Source organism: Luteibacter sp. OK325 (assembly GCF_003050935.1).
Taxonomy (GTDB): domain Bacteria; phylum Pseudomonadota; class Gammaproteobacteria; order Xanthomonadales; family Rhodanobacteraceae; genus Luteibacter.
In genome coordinates this window covers 262826-286550 of sequence record NZ_QAOX01000005.1, presented here as the reverse complement: position 1 = coordinate 286550, position 23725 = coordinate 262826, and the positions used below count along the sequence as shown (strand labels likewise).

Here is a 23725-nt window from a genome sequence, read left to right as displayed (position 1 = left end):
CAACGGCCTAAAGCGACGTCGCATCGGGTACGAATTTGTCCAGGCGAGAAAGAAATTCCTCGAGGATGGGCGACGTATTGCTCCTGCTATACCCCACAACGAGATCCAGCATCGGCGGATTCTTCAGCGGCCGACTGGTCACCGACCAGGGCATCAGGTCCTGGATGTACGCGGGGATCAACGCCAGCCCGCGCGTTGACGCAACGAGCGACATCACCATGGCAGGATTGTCGACACCTTGCGTCGGTTCGATCGCAACACCCGATCGCTCAAGGTAATGATCGATAACCCCGCGAAGCACCTTCGCCTTGTTCGCCATCGCGACATATGGCTCGCCGATCATGTCCTTCGGCTCGACCATCTTCCGTTTCGTCAGCTTGTGATCGCTCGGCATGAGCATCACCAACTCCTCCTGACCGATAACGCGATACTCGAGATCGTAATCCGGCTCGGCTCGCATGAAGGCGAGATCGAGTCGGCCGCGTGCGACGGCATCTGCAAGATCCGGCGAGTAGTCACTCGATACCGTGACATCGACGGTCGACATGTCCTGGTGTAGCAACTGCATCGCACGAGGCAGCCACTTCATCTCGAGGCCGGTGAGGAAGCCAAGCGCGAACCGCCGCTTTGAAGGTAACGCTGCCCGACGCGCAGCTTCGACGGCCGCATCCACCTGGCTCAATGCCAGTCGCGCGTGATCGATGAATGCCCTTCCTGCCTCGGTGAGGACGACGCCTCGCGCGCTACGCGTGAGCAACGCGACGCCGACCTGATCCTCCAGATCACGTATCTGCCGGCTGAGCGAGGGTTGCGACGTATGCAGGCGCTTCTCGGCGGCCTCCGTGAGGCTGCCTGTTTCAGCGACCGCGATCAGGTAGCGCAGGTGCCGAAGTTCCATGGGCCATGCCTCAGAGGTATGCGTACCAGCTTACAAAGTCTTTTTCAGACGCGCCAGAGCGGCCTAGATTGTCCACCAAGCCTCCGGGAGAGCCAATTGCCATCCCGCCGGCAAGCCCGATCCATTCGCTAGCCATATCTCTGAGGAATACATCATGAGCAACCAAATCTTCAATCTGACCGGCAAGACCGCCCTGGTGACCGGTGCTTCGCGTGGTATCGGCAAGGCCAGCGCGCTGGCTCTCGCCAAGGCAGGTGCACAGGTGCTCGTGCACTTCAGCCGCGGCGAACAGGAGGCCCAGGCTGTCGTGGACGAAATTCGCCAGGCGGGCGGCAAGGCAGAGAAAGTCGGTGCGGACCTCCGTGCCGCGCAAGGGCCGCACGAACTCGCCGCCAAGGTGCGCGAGATCATTGGTGGCCGACTCGACGTCCTGGTCGCTAATGCCGGTATCGCCGTCTCCGCGACGATCGAGGACACCACCGTCGAGAACTTCGACGACCTCTTCGCCGTGAATGTTCGCGCCCCCTACTTCCTCGTGCAGCAGCTCCTTCCGGTGATGTGCAAGGACAGTAGTGTCGTCCTGCTTTCGTCGCTCGCCGCCAAGTCCGCCGTCGGCACGTTGTCGGCTTACTCCGCGACCAAGGGCGCCATCGACACGCTTGTGAAGCACTTTGCGTCGGCACTGGGCGACCGCGGCATTCGCGTCAACGCCGTTGCGCCGGGCGTGGTTCCCACCGATATGTCGAGCTTCGCCAAGAGCGACGAAGGTCGTGACTTCACGCTGAGCATCCAGGCGCTGAAGCGCATGGCCACCGCCCAGGACATCGCGGACGCAATCGCCTTCCTCGCCTCCGACGCATCGCGCTGGGTGACCGGTGAAACGCTGCACGTCGATGGTGGCTCGAAACTTTGATCGTCCCGATCTCCCGTCTAGAAGAAAACCCATGACTACTGAATCACTCAAGCTCTACCAGTCCGGCGGTTCGCCGAACTCGCGCCGCGTGCGCATCTTCATCGCCGAGAAGAACCTGACCATCCCTACTGTCGCGGTCGATCTCGGCAAGGGCGAGCAGCACGCAGAGGCCTACCGGGCGATCAATCCGCGCCGCGTGGTGCCGACCCTGGTACTGGGTGACGGCACCTCGATCGGAGAAGTGCCGGCCATCCAGCGTTACCTCGAAGACGCATTTCCGCAGCATCCCTTGTTCGGTACGAACGCGAAGGAGAAGGCGCTCATCACCATGTGGGAGCGGCGGGTCGAACTCGAAGGCTTTGCATCGGTGATGGAGGCCATTCGCAATGTGCTTCCCGGTCTGCAGGGTCGTGCAATCGCTGGTCCACATGATTACGAGCAGATTCCCGCACTGGTGGATCGAAGCAAGCAGCGCGTGGCGAACTTCTACAGTGATCTTGAAGTGCGGTTGTCGGAAGTGGGCTTTGTCGCCGGCGACCGGTATTCGGTCGCGGACATCACGGCACTGGTGACGGTGGACTTTGCGACGAAGGCGATCGATATGCCGGTGCCGGAAGGTCACGTTGCGACGAAGCGCTGGTATGCGGAAGTGAGTGGTCGGGTGAGTGCGGGGGCTTGAGGGAGAGCTTCGCCGATGAATCGGCTCCTACAAGGAGCAGGTTACGGCAGCAGCCGGTCTTTGTAGGGAGTGGGCCCCCGATTGATGTGGGGCCCACATAAGTCAAAGCGGAAATGAACGGCTACTGCGGCTGGCTGGTCATCGCTAACTTGTGTTCAACGAAACGCGCCGCTGGCCCCGACTAACGGGGCGGCGGCCAACTGACCGAGGACACACCATGAAAATCAGCGGCAATACCATCTTCATCACGGGCGGCGGTTCGGGCATCGGTCGCGGCCTTGCCGAAGCACTTCACGCCAAGGGCAACAAGGTCATCATCGGCGGACGTCGTCGTGGCCATCTCGATACCGTCGTCGCCGCGAACCCGGGCATGAGCGCCGTACAGCTCGACGTCTCTGATGTCGCCGACATCGAGCGGGTCGCAAAGCAGCTTATTGCGGAGTTCCCGACACTCAACGTGCTGATCAACAACGCGGGCATCATGGAACTCGACCGTGCGGTCGGCCGGCTGGACGATGCGCAGATGGTCTCGACGATTACCACCAACCTGATGGGTCCGCTGCGCCTGACTTCGGCCCTCATCGACCATCTTAAGAAACAGCCCGATGCGACGGTGATCTACAACAGCTCGGTGCTTGCTTTCGTGCCACTCGCTTTCACGGCCGTCTATTCCGCTACCAAGGCCGCGCTGCACTCCTACGTTCTTTCGCAGCGCTTCCTGCTCCGCGAAGACGGCGTCAAAGTGCTCGAGATCGCTCCGCCGTGGGTTCGCACGGAACTGATGAATAGTCAGGAAGCTGAGCTTGCCATGCCGCTCGATGAGTTCATTGCCCAGACCATGGCCGTACTGGAGACGGACGCAAACGAGATCCTGGTTGAAGGTGCACGGCCCCTTCGCAACAACGCGGGTCCCGCAGAGCACGGGCTCGTCGACGGCTTCAATACGCAGGTATCGAGCATCTTCGGCGGCGGTTGATAACGGAAGGCCGCCCGTCAGTAGGGCAGGCGGCCAAGACCGGCATCGATGGCCAACTCCGCCATCAGATGATCGACGACGGCGCGCGCTGCGGCGCGCGTCGCCCGTCCGAGCGGAAAGTACGCAAAGACGGGAATTTCCTCGGTGCGCCAGTCGGTGAGCAGCTGAACCAGTGAGCCATCGGCGAGCTCGCGCCGACATGCCCAACCTGTCGTCGACGTTATGCCCATGCCGGAAACAACGGCAGCGACCGCACCTTCGCTCTCGTTGGTGCTGAAGTGCGAACCGAGCTCGATCGTCCTGACGTCATCGTCGCGCTCGAACCGCCAACCCTTGGGCACCATCGACGCGGGTCCGGAAACAATGCGATGGCTGACGAGGTCATCGGGAGAGGTGGGCGTTCCCGCTATCGCGAGGTACGCAGGCGACGCGATGATCACCCTCGGAATCACGGCCAGCTGCTTGATCGTGCCGCTCGCGTCTGGCTTCGACCCGACACGAATCGCGACATCCACGGCGTCGCGAACGAGATCCTGACGGCGGTCCTCGAGCAAGAGCTGGAGTTCCACGTTGGGGTACCTGGTCGAAAACGATGCAAGACGCGGAATGATCTCGCGTATGGCGATGCTCAGTGACATGCTCATGCGTATGAGGCCGCGAAGGTCACCGCCGTCGCGCACACTGTGCTCGGCGTCGTCGAGCGCGAGCAGGATCGGCTCCATACGCGCGAGAAATTCCGAACCGGTCTCCGTCGGGACCACGGCACGCGTCGTCCTTGAAAGCAGGCGTACCCCGAGGTCCGATTCAAGGTCTGCGATGATCCGCGAGGCCTGCGACTGCGATAGCCCGCACTCGCGCGCTGCGGCAGAGAAGCTGCCGAGCCTGGCGACACGCGTGTAGAGCTTGAGCGCGAAGATGTCTCTCATGCCGGAATCCCGAACCCCGCGGATTGAGGTCTCGCCTGCATCGAAGATAGCGGAATCCGATCGCTGGCGGTCAGTCACCAGTCTGTCCCTGTTCGGGCCTGGCTTCGCGGTTACAGCGCCCGGTACATGAGCAGGTCGCGCTGGGCGTCGCTGCCGACATGGAAAATATGCTCACCCACTTCGACGAAACCGAATTTTGCATAGAAGCGAAGGGCTCGCGGGTTGTTCTCCCAGACGCCGAGCCATACGCCATCCGCGCCACGCTTCGTAGCGTCGTCCAGCGCAGCATCCATGAGCAGCGTCGCGACGCCCTTTCCATGCCAGGGCGCATCGACGTAGATACGATGGAGCTCTACCGCCCTTGATCCCGGGACGCAGGCCGGACGTTTGCCGGAACGTACTTGCGCGAAGCCGGCGATCGACTTGCCGTCGGTACAGAGCAAGGTCGTGATGTCCGGATCGACGACTTCCGCGCGCTGGATCGCTTCGCGGTAACTGTTCCGGCAATGCTCGGCCATATGATCTTCGGCGGTGGACTCGCCGAAGGTGGCGCGGAACGTTCGTTCCATCACCTGAGCGAGCGTCGCCGCGTGGTCGGCGGTCGCCACGCGAAGTTGAAAGCTGGTCATCGAATCTCCAACGGCACGCGGTGACGGTCAGCAGGGCTCGGCGGCCGCTTCGGAGATCGTCCGCTTCTCGGCGGCGACCGACGCCGCCCAGATACCCAGACCCGCCAGTGCCAACAAGCTGCCGACCCAGCCGGGCGATGTCCAGCCGTAGCCGCCTGCGATGGCCAGGCCGCCGAGGAACGGGCCCAGCGCGTTCGCCGTGTTGAAGGCGGAATGATTGAGCGACGCGGCAAGGCCCTGCGCATCACCCGCGACATCCATCAGGCGTGTCTGCAGCACGGTACCCAGGGCACCACCGATGCCGATGCAGAACACGTCAAGGCTGAGCAGCCAGATGTTGCCGGTAGTGAATGGGAAGATGGCAAGGAGCACCATGCTCCACACCAGCAGGACGCCGGCCGTGCGCATGAGTGCGCGGTCGGCAAAGACGGGAACGACCATATTGCCGATGGTCATGCCAACGCCGAAGACACCCATCACCCAGGGCACCGAGGACAGCGGCATCTTCGTCACGTTGATCAGGATGTCCGCCAGGTACGTATAGACCGCGAACATGCCGCCGAAACCGATCGCACCGATGGCGAGCGTGTACCAGACCTGCGAACGCTTCAGGGCACTGAGTTCGCGCAGCGGGCTGGCCTTTGCATCGGACGGCGTGTTCGGCGCGAAGAGCGCGACGGCGGTCATCGTCAGCACGCCGAGTACGGCGACCAAGGCGAAGGCCCAGCGCCAACCGACCGCCTGGCCCAGCCAGCTGGCCAGCGGCACGCCGACGACGGTCGCGACGGTGAGCCCGAGGAACATCTGACCTACCGCGCGCGTGCGCCGGTTCGCAGGCACCAGTGAAGACGCGACCAGCGCGGCTACGCCGAAGTACGCCCCATGCGGCAATCCGGCGAGGAAACGGAAGACCAGCATCCAGTGGTAGTTCGGCGACAGCCCGGTCAGGCCGTTGAACACGGTGAACATGGTCATGAGGATCAGCAGCAACCGGCGCCGCGGCACGCGCGCGCCGAGCACGGTCATCACCGGCGCGCCGACCACGACGCCAAGCGCATACGCGCTGATGGTGTGACCGGCGGTTGGCGCATCGATGCCCAGGCCCTGTGCGAACAGGGGAAGCATGCTCATCGAGGCGAACTCGGTCGTCCCGATGGCGAAACCACCGACGGCGAGCGCGAGGATGACCAGGCCAACGTGCGGCGCGCGGACGGGCGGGGTACCCGGATCGAGGGCGGGTGCGGAAGCAGACATGGGGACTCGGGACGTGGGGGCCCGGCGCGTGGTGCGCCGCAGCATATGCCTAGGATACCCCTTGCATGCGCTTGCACCAAGGGCGTCTCAGAAGTGCCTCACCCCACCCCGTCATCGCGGATGAGATCGATAAAGGCGCGCAGGGCGGAGGTCACCCTTCGCTGCCGCGGGTAATACAGCATGAAACCGGGATACGACGGGCACCAGTCCTCGAGTACGCGAACCAGCCGGCCGTCCTCGATGAACTGGGTGACCTGATCCTCGAGCACGAAGGTCAGGCCCACACCGGTCAGCGCCAGGTCCAGGGACAGCCGGAAGTCCGCGAAGGTCAGCCGGCCCGGCACATCGACGTCCAGCTTGCGGCCGGCCTGCTCGAACTCCCACTTATAGATACGGCCACTCGGGAAACGAAATCGGATGCACTCGTGACGCACCAGATCGTTGGGGTGCAACGGGGTGCCATGCGCGGCGAGGTACTCCGGCGTGGCGACGCAGACGCTCCGGCGTGGGCCGCCAAGCGGCACGGCGATCATGTCCTCGGGCACCTGCTCGAGGAAGCGGATCCCGGCATCGAACCCCGACGCCACGATATCGATGAGGCCATCGTTGTCCACCGCCTCGAAGCGCACGTCCGGATACGCCGCCAGGAACCGTGGCAACAGCGGCGGCAGGATCAGCTGCGCCGTGATCCGCGGCATGTTGATCCTGAGCGTGCCGGACGGGGCCGCGCGAAACTCGTTCATCTCCTCCAGCGCGTCACCGACGTCGCGCAAGGCAGGCTCCAGCCGTTCAAGCAACCGTTGGCCGGCTTCGGTCAGAGAGACGCTGCGGGTGGTCCGATGGAAAAGCATCACCCCGAGTCGCTCTTCGAGACCGCGGATGGCATAGCTGATCGCCGAGGTGGACAGCGTGAGCTCGGCGCCGGCCTTGCGGAAGCTGGCGTGGCGCGCCACGGAGGCGAAGGCGGCGAGATGGGAAAGGTTATCGGGTCGCATAATTGTGAAGGATATCTCAACAGCTCATCCCGGAATCTCCGCTGGCGGCGCCATTCCAGCGGACGTATTGTTGTGGACTACCGATCAAACTCTCAACGATAAGGATGACTGCCATGATCGACGTCCGCGGATTTGCCGCCAAAAGCGCAACGACCCCCCTCGTCCCGTTCACCTTCCAGCGCCGTGAGCCGGGTGAGCACGACGTTCGCATCGAGATCCTCTACAGCGGCGTCTGCCATTCCGACCTGCACCAGGCCAAGGGTGACTGGGGCAACTCCACCTTCCCGATGGTCCCGGGCCACGAGATCGTCGGCCGCGTCGTTGCCGTCGGTTCGGCCGTGAAGAAGTTCAAGGTCGGCGACTTCGCCGGGGTGGGCTGCATGGTCGACTCCTGCCGTACCTGTGAATCGTGCAAGCAGGACCTCGAGCAGTACTGCCTGACCCACACCAGCTTCACCTACAACGGCACCGAGCAGGACAAGAAAACGGCGACCCAGGGTGGCTACTCCACCGAGATCGTCACCGAAGAGCGCTTCGTGGTGAAGATCTCCGAGAAGCTCGACCTCAAGGCCACCGCCCCGCTGCTCTGCGCCGGCATCACCACGTACTCGCCATTGCGTCACTGGAAGGTCGGCAAGGGCCAGAAGGTCGGCGTGATCGGCCTCGGCGGTCTCGGCCACATGGGTGTGAAGTTCGCCAAGGCGATGGGTGCGCACGTCACCATGATCACCACCTCGGCCTCGAAGGGTGAAGATGCCAAGCGCCTGGGCGCCGACGCCGTGCTGCTGTCCACCGATGCGGAAGCGATGAAGGCCGCCGGTGCCAGCTTCGACTTCCTGCTCAACACGGTGCCGGTGTCCCACGACATCAATCCTTACACCAACCTGCTTAAGCTGGACGGCACGATGGTGCTGGTCGGTGCGCTCACCCCGCTCGACGGCGTGGTCGGCGGCAGCCTGATGCTCCCGCGTCGCTCGATCGCCGGTTCGGCCATCGGCGGCATGGCCGAGACCCAGGAGATGATGGATTTCTGCGCCGAGCACAACATCGTTTCGGATATCGAAGTCGTCGACATGGCATCGATCAACGAGACCTATGTGCGCCTGGCGAAGAACGATGTGCGCTATCGCTTCGTGATCGACATGGCGACCATGCCGGCGTGAGGTAACCCCATCGCCGGCATAGCCGGCTCCCACAAGGTTGCTGTGACCCACAAGGTTGCTGTGACCCACAAGGTTGCTGTGACCCACAAGGTTGCTGTGACCCACAAGGTTGCTGTGACCCACAAGGTTGCGGTAACCCTGTGGGAGCCGGCTTCGCCGGCGATGCTCTTGATCTGTGGGAGCCGGCTTCGCCGGCGATGCTCTTGAAGGCGGATGCTCTCGAAAGGACACCGTTTGAAGCGATTCCTCCGCTACGCCCTCATCCTGCTCGCGCTAATCGCGGCCTTCCTCGCGTTCGTCGCGATCAGCGCATGGCCGAACATCGGCACGCTCCCCGACGCCGCGCAAACGGCGCGCGACGCGAAGTCGCCCGAGTGGCATAACGGCAAGTTCGAAAACCCGTTGCCCATGTACACCAACGTCAAAGGCGGCGTGTTGCAGATGCTGAAGTCGGCGCCCGGCGAAGAGCCCGACGCACCCGTGCCGACAATGGACTCGTCCGCGCTTTACAAGACACCGCCTTCATCAGGCCTGCGCGTCACCTGGTTCGGCCATTCATCCATGCTGCTCGAGATCGATGGCACGAACATCGTCGTCGACCCGCTGTGGAGCGAGCGGGCTTCGCCGTTCTCCTGGTTGGGCCCGAAGCGCTGGTACGAACCGCCGGTTCCGATCGACCATCTTCCGCATGTCGATGCGGTCATCATTTCGCACGACCACTACGATCACCTCGATCGCGCTTCCATCCAGGCGTTCAACGCGCGAGGCGTGCGCTTCATCGTGCCGCTTGGCGTCGCTTCCCACCTGCTTGGATGGGGCATACCCGCCGAGCGCATCACCGAACTCGACTGGTGGCAGGAAACCACGGTCGGCAACCTGACGATCGCATCGACACCTTCGCGTCACGCCTCGGGCCGCCTTTCGGCACGAAGCGATGTCACGCTATGGACAGGTTACGCGTTGATCGGAAAGGAGCACCGCGTGTTCTATTCCGGCGACACCGGATTCAACGACACCTTCGCCGACGTCGGCACGAAGTACGGACCCTTCGACGTCAGCCTTATCGAAGCAGGCCAGTACGACGCCCAGTGGCCGGACTGGCACCTCGGCCCCGAGCAGGCGATGAAGGTGCACGAGGAAGTTCGCGGCAAGGTGCTCATCCCCGTGCACTGGGGTCTGATCAAGCTCGCGCATCACGCGTGGACCGAACCGCCGGAGCGCATTCTGGCCGCGGCGAAATGCAGCCACGCCGACGTACTCGTGCCGAAACCCGGGCAGGCGGTGGAACCCACGACGCGTCCGGTGGTCCCTCGTTGGTGGCCCGGGCAACGTGTAGCTACGGCGCGGGAGAAGCCGATCATCGCTTCGACCCATGGCGACCCGACGCAGAAATTCGAGCTGCCCACCTGCCCGTGAGTGGCGACGCCCGACGAGTCAGCCCGGCATCACCAGATGCATCGGCGTCTCACCTAGCGGTTTACCGGTGCACTGGTCGACCACCATCGCTTTGATCGGCTCACCCGTCTCATCACTGGCCAGATGACTCATCGCCGGGCCGCCTCCGTTGTAGGTGCGGCCCCACTCGCCGATGGCCGCCATGATCGGAATGAAGTCCCGCCCTGCCTGTGTCAGCACGTACTCATCGCGAGGTGGGCGCTCGCTGTAGCGGCGCTTTTCCAGGACGCCGGCCTCGGTCAGGGCCTTCAATCGACGCGACAGGATGTTCGGCGCAATGCCGAGACTGGTCCGGAACTGGTCGAACTGGCTCATGCCCCGGCTGGCATCCCGAAGGATAAGCACGCTCCAGGTATCGCCCACGAAGGCGAGGCCGCGGGAGATGGCGCAGGTGCCTGAAGAAAGTTTGTCGATGTCCATTGCATTATGATAGCGATGTCACTATCGTATGGCAACCTAGTTACTATCCTTTTGCAACTAACCCATCCGGAGAGACACCATGAGCACTGAAAACAAAGGCACGGCCATCGTGACGGGCGCTTCCTCGGGCATCGGCCAGGTCTACGCGGAGCGCCTCGCCGCCCGCGGCTACGACCTGATCCTGGTTGCCCGCCGTCTCGACCGCCTGGAAGCCCTGGTGAAGTCGATCGGCGAGAAGACCGGCCGTAAGGTCGAAGCCCTCAAGGCCGACCTGACCCAGAAGGCGGATGTCGCCCTGGTCGAAAAGCGCCTCAAGGACGACGCTTCGATCACCCTGCTGGTGAACAACGCCGGTATTTCGCTCGAGGGCAGCATCCTTGATAACGACACGGCCGCGATCGAGCAGCTGATCGCGATCAATATCACCGCGCCGACGGTCCTTTCCGCCGTGGCTGCCAAGGTGTTCAAGGCCCGTGACAAGGGCGGCATCATCAATATCGCTTCCGTTCTGGCGTTTGTGCCGGACCTGTTCGACGGCATCTACAGCGGCTCGAAGGCCCATGTGGTCAACATCACACTCGGCCTCGCTTCGCAGCTGAAGGGCACGAACGTGCGCGCCCAGGCCGTGTTGCCGGGTGCTACCCGCTCCGAAATCTGGGAGAAGTCGGGCAAGGACGTCGACGTCCTGCTGCCGGGCATGGTCATGGAAACGGCCGATCTGGTCGACGCGGGTCTGCTCGGCTATGACCGTGGCGAAGTGGTCACCATTCCGCCGCTTGCGGACGAAGGCCAGTACCTGGCCTACGAGGCTGCACGCATCGCGATGGGCCCGAACCTGTCGCGCAAGGAAGTCGCTCCCCGCTACCGCGTGTAACGGCTAGCGTCGATGGCCGGCCGGAGCTGCTTCAACAGCTCCGGTCGGTCATGCTTGTGAGTGTGAACAGCGGCTTATCCCAACTTCACACATCGACCCGCACGAATGCGCGCTAAACTACGGGGCTCGCTCGATTCTCTTGCGGTTCGGCATGCCCTCTTTCGTTTTTGGCGCCTTCGGGCTGTCCACGCTCTGGCTACTCCCCCTCCTCTGGCGCATCGGCGTCGCGGTGCTTCGTCGGCGTCGTCCGCCCACGGTCGGACCGGGCGCGATTCGCTTCTGGTCGGGGTTTGCCCTGGTCTTGCTTGCGAGCATGACGCTCGAGGGCATCGTGATATCCCACTACACCGACGACCCTTCAATTGGCGGCGTCGTCTGCCGCTGGCTCGGCACCCTGTTCGGTGACTTTCCCGGCGCCGCGTTGACCTCGTTCATCGCCGCCGTGGCCATCGTCGTCGCACTGCCCTGGTATCTCGGTATTTCCTGGTCTTCGACCATCGTGCGCTTAAACAGCCTGCTCGAGCCGATGGGCGCACTGGCGATCGAAGGCACACGCCGGCTCATGACCCGCACGACGTCACGTGCCACCGGGCGCCGTCCTGCTTCCGCCGTGCGTCGCGCGGATCGCCAACCTGCTGCGCGTCGTCGCGCCAACGCGGCACCTGCCAAACCCACGCCCGTGGCCAAGTCGGTCCGCGCCGCTTCCAGTCGAAAGGACGCGCTGCGCAGTGAACCGCAACAGCACGATCCCATACGACCTTCGGTATCGACCCCCGTACCGCCGCGCCACCGCGCGAAGCCGGAGACAGTGATTCGCGAGCCGTGGCTCGCGCCGCGTGGGCTTGCTTCGGTGTCCCCGGAGAACGACGCCGAGGCGCTTGTCGTCGAGCCTCGACGCGAGCCCGTCCGAATCGCCACGTCGTATCGCTCGCAAGAGCGGCCGCCCATCGCACCATCCGGTCCGGCCCGTGCCGAAGAGCACTCGTACACCGCGTTACGTCGTGCCGAGGAAGAGCGCCAGCCTTACGAGTCGTCGGCAACGTTGGCCGAAACAGCGCCCGCACCCGCCGCAGAGCCGACGGTCGAGGAAGTGCCGTCGGTTTCCACCCTGCCGGTCATCGCTCCCGTCTCGCGCTTCGCCGTGGCAGCCAACGACGCCCCGCACGTCGAGCCCGTCCGCAGCATCACGCTCACGCCCGTCAGGCTGTTGCGCAACGGAAGTAGTAGTAGCGCCGTCGGTATCCCTCCGTTGAACCTGCTCGCTCCCGCGTCGCCCAGTTCGAATGCCGCGCTCGCCATTTCCGAACAGGATCTGCGCGACACCGGTGAGCTGATCGAACAACGCCTGCGCGAGTTCAAGGTGCCGGTGCAGGTGGTCGGCGCTTCAGCGGGTCCGGTGATCACCCGCTACGAAGTGGAACCTGCCGTTGGTGTTCGCGGTAACCAGATCGTCGCGCTGATGAAAGACCTCGCGCGCGGTCTCGGACGCACCACCATCCGCGTGGTCGAGACCATTCCGGGCAAGACCTGCATGGGCCTGGAGCTGCCGAACGAGCAGCGCCAGATGATCGCGCTGTCCGAGATCCTCGACTCCGCCGAGTACCGCGAGTCCGATTCGTTACTGACGCTCGCCATGGGCAAGGGCATCACCGGCGAGCCCGTGGTGGCCGACCTGGCCAAGGCGCCGCACATGCTTGTCGCCGGCACCACCGGTTCGGGCAAGTCAGTCGCGGTCAACGCGATGATCCTGTCGATGCTCTACAAGGCCACGCCTGAAGACGTCCGCATGATCATGATCGATCCGAAGATGCTGGAACTCTCGGTCTACGAAGGTATTCCGCATCTGCTGGCGCCCGTGGTCACCGACATGAAGCTCGCCGCCAACGCGCTGAACTGGTGCGTGGCCGAGATGGAAAACCGGTACCGTGTGATGTCGGACCTGCGCGTGCGCAATCTTGCCGGCTTCAACCAGAAGGTGCGCGAAGCGCGTGCGGCGGGCAAGCCGCTGTTCAATCCGTTTCCCGCGCATCCGGAAGTGCCGGAGCATCTGGACACCTTGCCGATGATCGTCGTGATCATCGACGAGCTGGCGGACCTGATGATGGTTGCCGGCAAGAAGATCGAAGAGCTGATCGCACGGCTGGCACAGAAGGCTCGCGCTGCGGGCATCCATTTGATCCTTGCGACGCAGCGTCCATCGGTCGACGTGATCACCGGCCTGATCAAGGCGAACATCCCCACGCGCGTGGCCTTCCAGGTTTCTTCCAAAATCGACTCACGCACCATCCTCGATCAGATGGGTGCGGAGAGCCTGCTCGGCCAGGGCGACATGCTGTTCCTGCCGCCGGGCACGGGCTATCCGCAGCGCATCCACGGTGCGTTCGTGGCCGACGAGGAAGTGCATCGCATCGTCGCGTGGCTGAAGCAGTTCGGTGAGCCGGATTACAAAGATGAAATCCTTGCCGGTCCGCCGAATGACGCGGTCGACGGCGAGCCGGGCGAAGAAGGCGTCGACGCCGAGCTCGACCCGCTCTACGACGAAGCGGCGGCGTTCGTGTTGCGTTCGCGTCGCGCGTCCATCTCGTTCGTGCAGCGTCAGTTCCGCATCGGCTACAACCGTGCGGCGCGGCTGGTCGAAGCGATGGAGGCTGCGGGACTGGTGTCATCGATGGGCATCAACGGCCAACGCGAAGTCATCGCACCCGGTCCTTCCGACTAGCGACACCCCGCATGCCCTGCTCTTGTAGGAGCCGATTCATCGGCGATGGGTGCTTGCGACACGGTTAGGCATCGCCGATGAATCGGCTCCCACAAGAAACAAAAAAAGGCCGGGCATCGTGAGATGGCCCGGCCTTTCTTAGTTACGACATCACATCGCTAAGCGACGCTTATTCCTTCGTGAGGAGCTTCAGCGGCACGGCGATCGACTTCTCGACCGGCTGCTTGTCGATCAGCTTCTTCGCCGTCTCGACGCCGAGCTTGCCGATCTCTTCCGGCTGCTGGGCGACGGTGGCAGCCATGGCGCCGCTCTGCACGGCGGTCTTGCCGTCCGGCGTACCGTCGAAGCCGACGACCAGGATCTTCTTGTTCTTGCCGGCCAGTGCCTGCACCGCACCGAGGGCCATTTCGTCGTTCTGGGCGAAGATCGCCTGGACGTCGGTGTTGCCCTGGAGCAGGTTCTCGCTCACCGAGAGGCCCTGCGCGCGATCGAAGTTCGCCGGCTGCTGCGCAACGACCTTCATGCCGGTCGTAGCGATCTCATCGTCGAAGCCCTTGCCGCGCTCACGTGCGGCCGAAGTACCGGCCACGCCCTGCAGTTCGATGATGTTGCCCTTGCCGTTGAGCTGCTTGGCGAGGAAATCGGCCGCCATCTTGCCGCCGGCAATGTTGTCGGAGGCGATGTGCGAAGCGACTTCGGCACCGTCGACACCGCGGTCCAGCGTGATCACCGGAATATTCGCGCGCTGCGCGGACTGCACGGCGCCGGCCAGGGCCGAGGAGTCGGTCGGGTTGAGCAGGATGACCGAGACACGCTTCTGGATGAGATCTTCAACGCTGGAGATCTGGCGAGCCGGATCGTCCTGCGCGTCGACCACCACCAGCTGCACGCCGGCGTCCTTGGCGGCCTTCGTGGCGCCGTCCTTCAGTTCGACGAAGAACGGGTTGTTCTGCGTCGACAGCGCAAGGCCGATCACCGGCGTACCGGACGCGGCGGCGCCGCCAGCCGTCGACGAAGCCGCCGGCGTGGATTCGCCGGGGCCCTGCTGCGAGCAGGCCGCGAGCAGCGTTGCCGCTGCGGCGGCGAGGAAGGTGAGTTTACGCATGGTGAGATTCCCTCATTTTGTTTTTACTGCCGCCTGTCGAGCAGGACGGCGATCAGGATGACGATGCCCTTCACCACCTGCTGGTAGAAAGAGCTTACGCCGAGCAGGTTGAGACCATTGTTCAGGAAGCCGATCAGCAAGGCGCCGATCAGGGTGCCGAAGAGCCAGCCGCGGCCACCGGCCAGGCTGGTACCACCGAGCACCACCGCGGCGATCGCGTCCAGCTCGTAGCCTGCACCGGCCGTCGCCTGCGCCGAATACAGCCGCGAGGTAAGCACAACGCCTGCGAATGCGGAGAGAAGGCCGGAAAGACCGTAGATGGCGAGCTTCATCGGCGAAATGCGTACACCGGACAGACGCGCCGCCTCTTCGTTACCGCCGATTGCCACCACGTGGCGGCCGAACACCGTGCCACGCAGCAGGAAGCCGCAGAGGATGAAGGCGACGGCCATCCAGATCACGGGCAGGGGGATCAGGTTGGCGATATAGCCTCCGCCGAGCATGGCGAAGCCGGGGTTGGTGACCGGGATCGGGCTGCCCTGCGTGTACGCCAGCGTGAGACCGCGCAGCAGCGTGACGGTGCCGAGTGTCGCGATGAAAGGCGCCACCCTGCCCCATGAAACCAGCGCACCGTTGACCATGCCAAGCACGGCGCCGAGCGCGAGACCTGCGCCCACCGAAAGCACCATGCCGTGGCCGGCAGCCATGAGGCTCGCGGTGATCGCGCCGGTAAAGGCGAGGATCGCGCCGACGGAAAGGTCGATGCCGCCGGAGAGAATCACGAAGGTCATGCCGAACGCGATCAGCGCGTTGATCGAGACCTGACGCAGCACGGTGAGCAGGTTGCCCGTGGTGAGGAAGTCCGGACTCAGCACCGACAGCACGATGAAAAGCAGGAGCAGGCCGATTACCGAGCCAAGGCGCTGGAACAGCGTCTTGGCCTGGCTCCAGTTGAGTTGAAGCGTCATGTCAGTGGCCTCCGGTCGCGGCAGTCATCACGGTTTCCTGGGTGGCACCGTGGGCTTCGAGCAGGGCCGTTGCATGGCCCTCGTGCATGACCAGGATGCGATCGCTCATGGCGAGCACCTCCGGCAGTTCCGAGGAGATCATGAGAATGGCCACGCCCTGCTCCGCGAGTTGATTGATGATGTGATAGATCTCGGCCTTGCCGCCGACGTCGACGCCACGCGTTGGCTCGTCGAGGATGAGCACGCGCGGTTTCAGTGCCAGCCACTTGGCCAGCACGACCTTTTGCTGGTTGCCGCCCGAAAGCGCGCTCACGTTGAGCTCCATGTCGCGCGTGCGAATCTTCAGCGCCTCGATCAGGCCGCGGGTCTGTGTCTTCTCACCACGGCGATCGACCAGGCCGATATGCGCAGGTACGCGCGGCAGGCTGACGTTCTCGCGCAGGCTGAGGTCGAGCACCAGGCCCTGCGCCTTGCGGTCCTCGGTGAGGAAACCGAAGCCGGCATGGATGGCCTGGTTGGGGTTGGTCGCCGTGACCACCTCGCCGTCGAGCAGCACGCGGCCCTCCGACGGTTTGTCCAGGCCGAACAGCAGTCGCGCGAGTTCGGTACGTCCCGCGCCCAGCAGGCCGGAGACGCCGAGTACTTCACCCGAACGCAGGTCGAAGCTCACGTCCTTCACCATGCCGCCGCTGATGTGTTCCACCTGCAGGCGAACCTTGCCCGGCGTGGAGGTGCGGGCCGGGAAGCGCGCTTCGAGCGTGCGACCGACCATCATCTTCACCACTTCGTCGAAGGCCAGCCCCGGCACGGGGCGCGTGCCGACGAACTTGCCGTCGCGCAGGACCGAGATGCGATCGCAGAGCGCGAAGATCTCTTCCATGCGATGCGAGACGTAGACGATGCCGGTGCCCTTCTCGCGAAGCGCGCGGATCAACTTGAACAGCGTCGTCGTCTCGTGTTCGGTCAGCGCCGCGGTGGGCTCGTCCATGATCAGCACGCGCGCGTTCTGGCCGAGAGCGCGAGCAATCTCGACCATCTGCTGTGTGCCGACCGACAGGCGCTCGACGAGGGTATCCGGATCGAGCTTCTCCATGCCGACCTGGGCGAGCCATTCCATCGCCTTCTTCACCATCGCCTTGCGATCGAGCAGGCCGAAGCGCTGGATCTCGCGACCGAGGAACAGGTTGTCCGCGACACTGAGCGCCGGAATCAGGTTGAGTTCCTGATGGATGATCGCGATGCCGTACTTCTCGGCGTCGGCTGGTGTGGTGATCGAGACGGGCTTTCCATCCACCTGGATCGTGCCGGAGTCCGGCGCGTAGATCCCGGTGAGGATCTTCATCAGGGTGGATTTGCCCGCGCCGTTCTCACCCATCAGGGCGTGCACTTCGCCCGCGATCAGCTCGAAGTCCACGCCTTCGAGCACCTTCACCGGGCCGAAGGCCTTGTGGATGTCGTGCATGCTGACCAGCGGCGTGGCCATCAGAAGGTCACGCCCGCGTGCAGGATCACATTGGCATACGGCGAGGTTTCGCCGGTACGCACCACGGCGACGGCGCGTGCACTTAGCTTCTTGAGGTCTTCATGCGAGACCTCGTTCACGGCCAGGCCGTCCTTGCCCAGTCGCGCGGCGAGCTTCACCAGCGCCGGATTGCGCGCATGGATCTCGCTGGCGACCGTCACGCTCTCGACGGCGAGCTCGGCATAGACCGCTTCGAATACCGTGGCGAAATCGGGCATGCCGGGCAGTACCGCCAGATCGATGCAGGGAACCCCGCGTGGAACCGGCAGGCCGACATCGCCGATGACCAGCGTGTCGGTATGGCCCATCGCGGCGATCACGCGGTTGAGTTCCGCATGGAGCAGGCCGCTGCGCTTCATTGATGTGTCTCCAGGAATGCCGTGACCTCGTCGGCACGCGGCATGCCGCCCTGGGCGCCCAGGCGCGAGACGGCGATCGCAGCGGTGGCGCAAGCCTTGCGCACCGCCACGTCGAGGCCTTCGGCGAGGTACACCGCGAGAGCGGCATTGAAAGTGTCACCGGCGCCGGTGCTGTCCACCGCGTCGACCTTGAAACCGCTCTGGTGGCGCGGCTCTTCATCCTTGTCGCGGAACCACGCGCCGTCCTCGCCGCGGGTCAGCACGACCGGGCAGGGAGCGCGACGCATGAGTTCGCGGAAATCGGACTCGCCTTGCGCGCCCAGTACGGTCGCGAGCTCATGCTGGTTCGGCGTGAGGAAGCGCACGCGCGACAACCACTCGACGGGGAGCAACTGCGCGGGGGCGGGATTGAGAATGACGGGAACGCCCTCGTCCTGCGCGATGCGCAGCGTGGCGTCGACCGCATCGAGGGGAATTTCCAACTGGACCAGCACCGCGTCGGCGCCGCGAATGATGCCGCGGGCGGCTTCGACCTGGGCGGGAGTCACGCGGCCGTTGGCGGCCGGCACCACGACGATGCTGTTCTCGCCGCCGGCGACCGTGATGGACGCCGTGCCGCTGCCGACCCCGTCAACCCGGCGCACGTGCGTCACGTCGACGCCTTCGGAAACCAGGCCGTCGTAGAGCTGCTGGCCGAAGGCATCGTCGCCGATGCAGCCGACCATCGACACCGAGGCGCCGAGGCGCGAAGCGGCGACCGCCTGGTTCGCACCCTTGCCACCAGGAACAGTGAGGAAGCGGTCACCGGTCAGTGTTTCACCCGGGCCGGCAAAGCGCGGCGCAAGCGTGACCAGATCCATATTGATGCTTCCGACGACGACGATTCGCGTCATGCCTTGTAGCTCCGCGGTGATGACTTCGGAACGTCCGTTGTTCGCCGGTGTGATGGGGATGGCGCGCAAATATACGCCTTGCACGCGCAGGATGCTTTCATGCGCGTGCTTTCCATTACCGGGAGAGACCCTTGGCCTCGAGTTCCGCGAGATAGGCGGGCCATGCCGTGTCGTAGGCCCGGCCGAGGTCGTACAGCGTGTCCCAGCCGAAGATGCCGCTCGCGTGGCCGTCGTCGAAGCGAATCAGTACGCCGTAGTGGCCGGTGGGCTCGAGTGCGGTGATGCCGACGTTGCGTTTGCCGGCCACCAGCACCTTCTGTCCCGGGCCGTGGCCCTGCACTTCGGCGCTGGGCGAGTTCACCCGGAGGTATTCACAGGGAAGTCGGAACCGTTCGTCGTTGTCGAAACTGACCTCGAGGATGCGCGAGGCCGAATGCAGGACGATATCGAGGGGGCGCGGGCGGGACATGGGCCGGTGGCCTTGGTGGTGCTGCAAGAATATTTCTGGGGAAGGCTCCTTGTAGGAGCCGATTCATCGGCGAAGCTCGTGCCTTTGCTCGGTAGGAGCCGATTCATCGGCGATCCCTGCGGAGACGGGCGCCCGGATTGATAGCGAGCACCCATCGCCGCTGAAGCGGCTCCTACAAAAAGCGGATCAATGCGCGCTGCCGAAACCGCCGCCGGTGTCGCCCTGTTCGAGCGGCGGCGGGTCGCCGGCCACGGCAAGCAGGGAGGTGGCGTAGGCGTCTTCCATGCTGATGGTGGAGATCTCGTCCCAGGAGAAGAACGACGGCTCGTTCAGCCATTCCGCATCGGGGGTGATTTCCTGCATGTTGAAGCCTTCTTCCTCCACGCTGACCAGCCGGCCGATGTAGCAGACCTCGGCTTCGTCCTCGCTGTCGACATGCACGCCGATCACAGGCGCGTGCGCAGCGGCGGCCTTGACCACCTGCTGGATGTCGTCCAGCGGGAAGTCCGCCGGCGGCGTCGGGCGAATGCCCTTCAGCGCGAGCGCCTTCTCGAGGAAGCTGCTGTGCTTGTCGGGGGCTTCGAATTCGGAGATGTCGCGATGCCGCATGATGTACATGCCGTCATAGCTCACGCCGTCGCCGATGACCCACAGAAGGAAAAATTCGCGACCGACTCCGCCCACGTAGCCGCAAAAGCTGCCGTGTTCGAGTTCGTCGCGCCACAGACGTACCAGCTGCTGACTGTCCTGCGCTTCACGCAGGCTCGCACGCTGGCCGTTGGTTTTGAGTTGAATAACCTTGCCCATATACGTCAATAGTTTACCAGAGGGGGGACCCCTCATTGTTCAGAGGATGTAACGGCTCAGATCCTCGTCCTTGACGAGAGAAGACAGCGTTTTGTCGACATATTCGGCGTCGATCGCATGCTTTTCGCCGGATTTGTCGGCTGCTTCGAAGGAAATGCGTTCCAGCAGGCGCTCCATCACCGTATGCAGGCGGCGGGCTCCGATGTTTTCGGTGCGCTCGTTGACCTGAAACGCTACCTCGGCGAGGCGGTCGATCCCGGACTCGGTGAACTCCAGGGTGACGCCCTCGGTATTGAGCAGCGCAACATATTGCTTGGTCAGGGCGTTGTGCGGCTCGCGGAGGATGCGCTTGAAGTCGTCGACCGACAGGGCGGAAAGCTCCACCCGGATCGGCAGTCGACCCTGCAGCTCGGGAATCAGATCCGACGGCTTGGCCAGGGAGAACGCGCCCGAGGCGATGAACAGGATGTGGTCCGTCTTGATCGCGCCGTACTTCGTCGACACGGTGGAGCCTTCCACCAGCGGCAGCAGGTCGCGCTGGACGCCTTCGCGGCTTACGCCTGCGCCGCCCCATTCGGAACGCTGGGCCACCTTGTCGATCTCGTCGATGAAGACGATGCCGTTCTGCTCGGCGAGGTCCACCGCACGGCCGCGCAGCTCGTCGTCGTTGAGCAGCTTGCCGGCCTCTTCCTCGATCAGGAGCGGGCGCGCCTGACGGATCGTCATTTTGCGCTTCTGCGACTTCGAGCCGCCCAGGTTCTGGAACATCTTGCCCAGCTGCTGGCTCATTTCCTCCATGCCGGGCGGGGTCATGATCTCGACGCCGACGTTGGTGGCGAAGTCCAGTTCGATCTCGCGATCGTCCAGCGCGCCTTCGCGCAGCTGCTTGCGCAGCTTCTGCCGGGTGTCGCTATCGATGGCGGGGGTCTGTGCGCCTGTATCGTCCCAGCCAGTGGCCTGTTGGCGGCGCGGAAGCAGCGCATCGAGCAGGCGGTCTTCGGCGGCGTCCTCAGCCTGGCTACGCACCCGGCCCTTGGCCTGGTCGCGCACCAGCTTGTACGAGACGTCGACAAGATCGCGGATGATCGACTCCACGTCCTTGCCGACATAGCCCACTTCGGTGAACTTGGTCGCTTCGACCTTCACGAAGGGTGCGTTGGCCAGGGTGGCCAGGCGACGGGCGATTTCGGTCTTGCCGACGCCGGTCGGGCCGATCATCAGGATGTTCTTCGGCGTCACCTCTTCGCGCATGCCCGGTTCCAGCTGCATGCGGCGCCAGCGGTTACGCAGCGCGATGGCCACGGCGCGTTTGGCGTCCTGCTGGCCGATGATGTAACGGTCGAGTTCGTTGACGATCTCGCGGGGAGTGAGTTCGGACATCGGCTCAGAGCTCCTCGATGGAAGTGTTGTGGTTGGTGTAAATGCAGATATCGCCGGCGATCTTCAGTGATTTCTCTACGATCGTGCGGGCATCGAGCTCGGTGTTTTCCATCAACGCCAACGCGGCGGACTGCGCGTACGGACCCCCGGAGCCGATCGCGATCAGGCCGTGATCGGGTTCGAGCACATCGCCATTGCCCGAGATAAGTAGCGAGGCTTCCTTGTCGGCCACGGCCAGCATGGCTTCGAGCCGGCCCAGGCGGCGGTCGGTGCGCCATTCCTTGGCCATTTCCACCGCGGCGCGGGTGAGATTGCCGCCGTGCTTGACCAGTTTCTCTTCGAAAAGCTCGAACAGGGTGAAGGCATCCGCCGTGGCGCCAGCGAACCCGGCCAGGACGTCGCCCTTGCCGAGGCGGCGCACCTTGCGGGCGTTGGCCTTCATCACGGTATTGCCAAGGGTGACCTGGCCATCGCTGCCGATGACGACCTTGTCGCCCCGGCGGACGCAGACGATGGTCGTAGCGTGCATCGGTTCCATAGCGAGTTCCTTTGGGGAGTCGCTAGACGTGGGGGCCGGGGGTGGTCGTCGCAAGCCTGAACCCGGCCACCCCCTACCGGTCACCCCTACCGGCCACCCCCTGTAGGAGCCGATTCATCGGCGAGCTCTTCCTCCGGTGGGAACTGAGGCAAGCAACCCTGAGGTCGCGGCTGCGCCGCGGGTTTATCTGCCATTCGCCGATGAATCGGCTCCTACATGTCTTATTTGCGCTTCGCGCGGGGATGCGCGGCGTCGTAGACCTTTGCTAAATGCTGGAAATCGAGGTGGGTGTAGATCTGGGTGGTGGCGATGTCGGCGTGGCCGAGTAGTTCCTGCACCGAGCGCAGATCCCCGGACGACTCCAGCATGTGGCTGGCGAAGGTGTGCCGGAGCATGTGCGGGTGCACTCGCTTGGTCTGCCCGCTGGAAAGCTTGGCCAACCGCATCTGGACGGCGCGGGCGCTGATGGGTGCCCCACCCCGGCCCTTGAACACCGGTTGCTCCGGACCGGCACCGCCCAAGGCGGCGAGACCTTTCAGCGCGGTGATGGCAAACCGGCCCACCGGCAGGATGCGTGTCTTGCTGCCCTTGCCGAGCACACGCACCTGGCCGTCTTCGAGATCGAGATCGCCCCAGCGCAGGCCGGTGAGCTCGGACAAGCGCAGGCCACTCGAATAGAACAGCTCCATCATGGCCGAGTCCCGCGGCGCCAGCGTGCCACCGAGATTGGTTTCGACCAGCTCCTTGGCTTCGTCGGCGTCCAACACCTGCGGCAGCTTGCGGCGCACCTTGGGCCCACGGACGGCGGCGGCCGGATCGTGGGCCAACCGGCCCTCCCGCGTGAGGTAACGGAATAGCGTGCGACAGGCGGAAAGCAGACGCTGGATGCTATTGGGCTGCAGGCCTGCACGATGCTCGCGGGCAATCATGCCGCGCAGGCGATCGGGACTGAGCGCGTCGAAGCTCGCCAGTCCCTCGGTTTCCATGAAACGAAGCAGCTTCTCGAGGTCGCGGCGGTAGGCCGCCAGGGTGTGGACCGATGGCGCGCGCTCGGCGGAAAAATGCCGAAGGAAGGCCTCGACGGCCTCGCGCGGGCTCACGCCGCCTTCCGCGCCCGTTCGATCGCCGAGCCGACGGTGGTCGAAATCATGTCCAGGAACAGGGTGCCCATGCCCGGATGGAAGCGGTCGGCGTCGGCGCTACCGATAGCCAGCAAGGCATCCGGACCGACGCGCATCAACGCGGCCGAACGGACGTCCGGGGCCTCGGTGCCGAACAGGCGGTGCAGCTTGTCGGGCGCGAGGCGGCCGGCGACAGGGTCGGCGTGCTCCAGGAATGAAGCGAACTCAGGCAGGCCCGAGCTGCCGCGTGGCTCCCGAAGTAGCCAGGGCTCGTCGGGCAGGCCCGACAGGTCGCCGAAGAACACCAGGCGAATGGACTCGGACTGGAAATCATCGGTGAGGCGACGGACCACGCTGCGCACGGTCTCCTCGATGTCCTTGGCGCTGAGCAGGGCCAGCATCAGCCCGTGGACGCGGCGCATCAGCTTCTCGTTGTCGCCGGCGATCGACGCCAGTTCCTTCAGCCGTGTTTCGAGCTCGGCGTTCTTGTCGCGCAGCCCGCGCAGCTGATGCACGGCAAGCGACGCCGCGGGACCGTTGCTGCTGGGCAGGGTGAGTGCGTTGGCGAGTTCCGGGTAGTCGGCGAGGAAGTCCGGATGTCGGCGCAGGTAGGACGCCACGGTGGCTGGCTTGATGTCGCCGTCGATCGCGGTGTCGGTCAT

24 protein-coding genes are annotated in these 23725 nt (G+C 64.3%); 7 read left to right on the top strand and 17 right to left on the bottom strand.

The genetic code is table 11. From position 1 onward, the window contains the following. Positions 1-7: 7 nt before the first annotated feature. Positions 8-898, bottom strand: coding sequence for a LysR family transcriptional regulator (locus tag C8J98_RS13280; protein WP_107913662.1), 891 nt, complete (start codon positions 896-898; stop codon positions 8-10). A gap of 154 nt (positions 899-1052) precedes the next feature. On the opposite strand from C8J98_RS13280, the gene C8J98_RS13275 reads away from it, so the two are divergent. The 3 genes from C8J98_RS13275 (at position 1053) to C8J98_RS13265 (ending at position 3466) form a co-directional block, all read left to right on the top strand. Beyond that, positions 1053-1811, top strand: a complete 759-nt coding sequence (locus tag C8J98_RS13275) for an SDR family oxidoreductase (protein ID WP_199229912.1) — start codon at positions 1053-1055, stop codon at positions 1809-1811. Positions 1812-1842: 31 nt separating this feature from the next. Next, on the top strand, positions 1843-2490 hold the full coding sequence (locus C8J98_RS13270) for a glutathione S-transferase (protein WP_107913661.1): 648 nt from the start codon (positions 1843-1845) through the stop codon (positions 2488-2490). Positions 2491-2707: 217 nt separating this feature from the next. Next, entirely contained in the window at positions 2708-3466 is a 759-nt protein-coding gene (locus C8J98_RS13265) for an SDR family NAD(P)-dependent oxidoreductase (RefSeq protein ID WP_107913660.1), read from the top strand. A 17-nt stretch (positions 3467-3483) separates the two neighbouring features. Here the strand turns inward: C8J98_RS13265 and C8J98_RS13260 are convergent, their stop codons facing one another. From C8J98_RS13260 to C8J98_RS13245, 4 genes are all read right to left on the bottom strand, one after another. After that, entirely contained in the window at positions 3484-4392 is a 909-nt protein-coding gene (locus C8J98_RS13260; protein ID WP_107913659.1) for a LysR family transcriptional regulator, read from the bottom strand. 110 nt (positions 4393-4502) lie between these two features. Continuing rightward, positions 4503-5021 (bottom strand): GNAT family N-acetyltransferase, encoded by a 519-nt coding sequence (locus tag C8J98_RS13255; RefSeq protein WP_233260228.1) that lies wholly within the window; start codon positions 5019-5021, stop codon positions 4503-4505. 27 nt (positions 5022-5048) lie between these two features. Further along, positions 5049-6275: an MFS transporter gene (locus C8J98_RS13250; RefSeq protein ID WP_107913658.1), complete on the bottom strand. Its 1227-nt coding sequence runs from the start codon at positions 6273-6275 to the stop codon at positions 5049-5051. Positions 6276-6373: 98 nt separating this feature from the next. Then, positions 6374-7270, bottom strand: coding sequence for a LysR family transcriptional regulator (locus C8J98_RS13245; protein WP_107913657.1), 897 nt, complete (start codon positions 7268-7270; stop codon positions 6374-6376). 113 nt (positions 7271-7383) lie between these two features. On the opposite strand from C8J98_RS13245, the gene C8J98_RS13240 reads away from it, so the two are divergent. Together C8J98_RS13240 and C8J98_RS13235 are read left to right on the top strand one after the other, a co-directional pair. Further along, positions 7384-8433: an NAD(P)-dependent alcohol dehydrogenase gene (locus C8J98_RS13240; protein WP_107913656.1), complete on the top strand. Its 1050-nt coding sequence runs from the start codon at positions 7384-7386 to the stop codon at positions 8431-8433. Between the two features lie 234 nt (positions 8434-8667). Next, positions 8668-9849: an MBL fold metallo-hydrolase gene (locus tag C8J98_RS13235; protein ID WP_199229911.1), complete on the top strand. Its 1182-nt coding sequence runs from the start codon at positions 8668-8670 to the stop codon at positions 9847-9849. A gap of 18 nt (positions 9850-9867) precedes the next feature. Here C8J98_RS13235 and C8J98_RS13230 read toward each other — a convergent pair whose 3' ends face one another. Next, the gene (locus C8J98_RS13230) at positions 9868-10308 is read right to left on the bottom strand and encodes a helix-turn-helix domain-containing protein (protein WP_107913655.1); all 441 of its coding nucleotides are present in this window, start codon (positions 10306-10308) and stop codon (positions 9868-9870) included. A gap of 79 nt (positions 10309-10387) precedes the next feature. On the opposite strand from C8J98_RS13230, the gene C8J98_RS13225 reads away from it, so the two are divergent. Continuing rightward, positions 10388-11182 carry an SDR family oxidoreductase gene (locus C8J98_RS13225; protein ID WP_107913654.1) on the top strand — a complete coding sequence of 265 codons (795 nt, stop codon included), beginning with the start codon at positions 10388-10390 and terminating at the stop codon, positions 11180-11182. 151 nt (positions 11183-11333) lie between these two features. Further along, positions 11334-13901 (top strand): DNA translocase FtsK 4TM domain-containing protein, encoded by a 2568-nt coding sequence (locus C8J98_RS22530; protein WP_107913736.1) that lies wholly within the window; start codon positions 11334-11336, stop codon positions 13899-13901. Between the two features lie 169 nt (positions 13902-14070). On the opposite strand, the gene rbsB is transcribed toward C8J98_RS22530, so the two are convergent. The 11 genes from rbsB to C8J98_RS13165 form a co-directional block, all read right to left on the bottom strand. Next, positions 14071-15006 carry a ribose ABC transporter substrate-binding protein RbsB gene (gene rbsB / locus C8J98_RS13215; RefSeq protein ID WP_107913653.1) on the bottom strand — a complete coding sequence of 312 codons (936 nt, stop codon included), beginning with the start codon at positions 15004-15006 and terminating at the stop codon, positions 14071-14073. A gap of 23 nt (positions 15007-15029) precedes the next feature. Then, positions 15030-15974 carry a ribose ABC transporter permease gene (locus C8J98_RS13210; protein WP_107913652.1) on the bottom strand — a complete coding sequence of 315 codons (945 nt, stop codon included), beginning with the start codon at positions 15972-15974 and terminating at the stop codon, positions 15030-15032. Position 15975: 1 nt separating this feature from the next. Next, positions 15976-17457 carry a sugar ABC transporter ATP-binding protein gene (locus tag C8J98_RS13205; RefSeq protein WP_107913651.1) on the bottom strand — a complete coding sequence of 494 codons (1482 nt, stop codon included), beginning with the start codon at positions 17455-17457 and terminating at the stop codon, positions 15976-15978. Beyond that, on the bottom strand, positions 17457-17855 hold the full coding sequence (gene rbsD, locus C8J98_RS13200; RefSeq protein ID WP_107913650.1) for a D-ribose pyranase: 399 nt from the start codon (positions 17853-17855) through the stop codon (positions 17457-17459). Before rbsD ends, C8J98_RS13205 begins: the two co-directional genes overlap by 1 nt. Further along, positions 17852-18748, bottom strand: a complete 897-nt coding sequence (gene rbsK, locus C8J98_RS13195; RefSeq protein WP_107913735.1) for a ribokinase — start codon at positions 18746-18748, stop codon at positions 17852-17854. The genes rbsD and rbsK overlap by 4 nt, the downstream gene beginning before the upstream one ends. Before the next feature lie 115 nt (positions 18749-18863). After that, complete coding sequence (locus C8J98_RS13190) at positions 18864-19217, bottom strand: DUF971 domain-containing protein (RefSeq protein ID WP_107913649.1); 354 nt, start codon at positions 19215-19217, stop codon at positions 18864-18866. Between the two features lie 186 nt (positions 19218-19403). Next, complete coding sequence (locus tag C8J98_RS13185; protein WP_107913648.1) at positions 19404-20024, bottom strand: hypothetical protein; 621 nt, start codon at positions 20022-20024, stop codon at positions 19404-19406. Positions 20025-20063: 39 nt separating this feature from the next. Continuing rightward, entirely contained in the window at positions 20064-21404 is a 1341-nt protein-coding gene (hslU, locus tag C8J98_RS13180) for an ATP-dependent protease ATPase subunit HslU (RefSeq protein WP_107913647.1), read from the bottom strand. A 4-nt stretch (positions 21405-21408) separates the two neighbouring features. After that, complete coding sequence (hslV, locus tag C8J98_RS13175; RefSeq protein WP_063572655.1) at positions 21409-21942, bottom strand: ATP-dependent protease subunit HslV; 534 nt, start codon at positions 21940-21942, stop codon at positions 21409-21411. A 221-nt stretch (positions 21943-22163) separates the two neighbouring features. Continuing rightward, entirely contained in the window at positions 22164-23042 is an 879-nt protein-coding gene (locus C8J98_RS13170; RefSeq protein WP_107913646.1) for a tyrosine recombinase XerC, read from the bottom strand. Further along, entirely contained in the window at positions 23039-23725 is a 687-nt protein-coding gene (locus C8J98_RS13165) for a DUF484 family protein (protein WP_107913645.1), read from the bottom strand. The genes C8J98_RS13170 and C8J98_RS13165 overlap by 4 nt, the downstream gene beginning before the upstream one ends.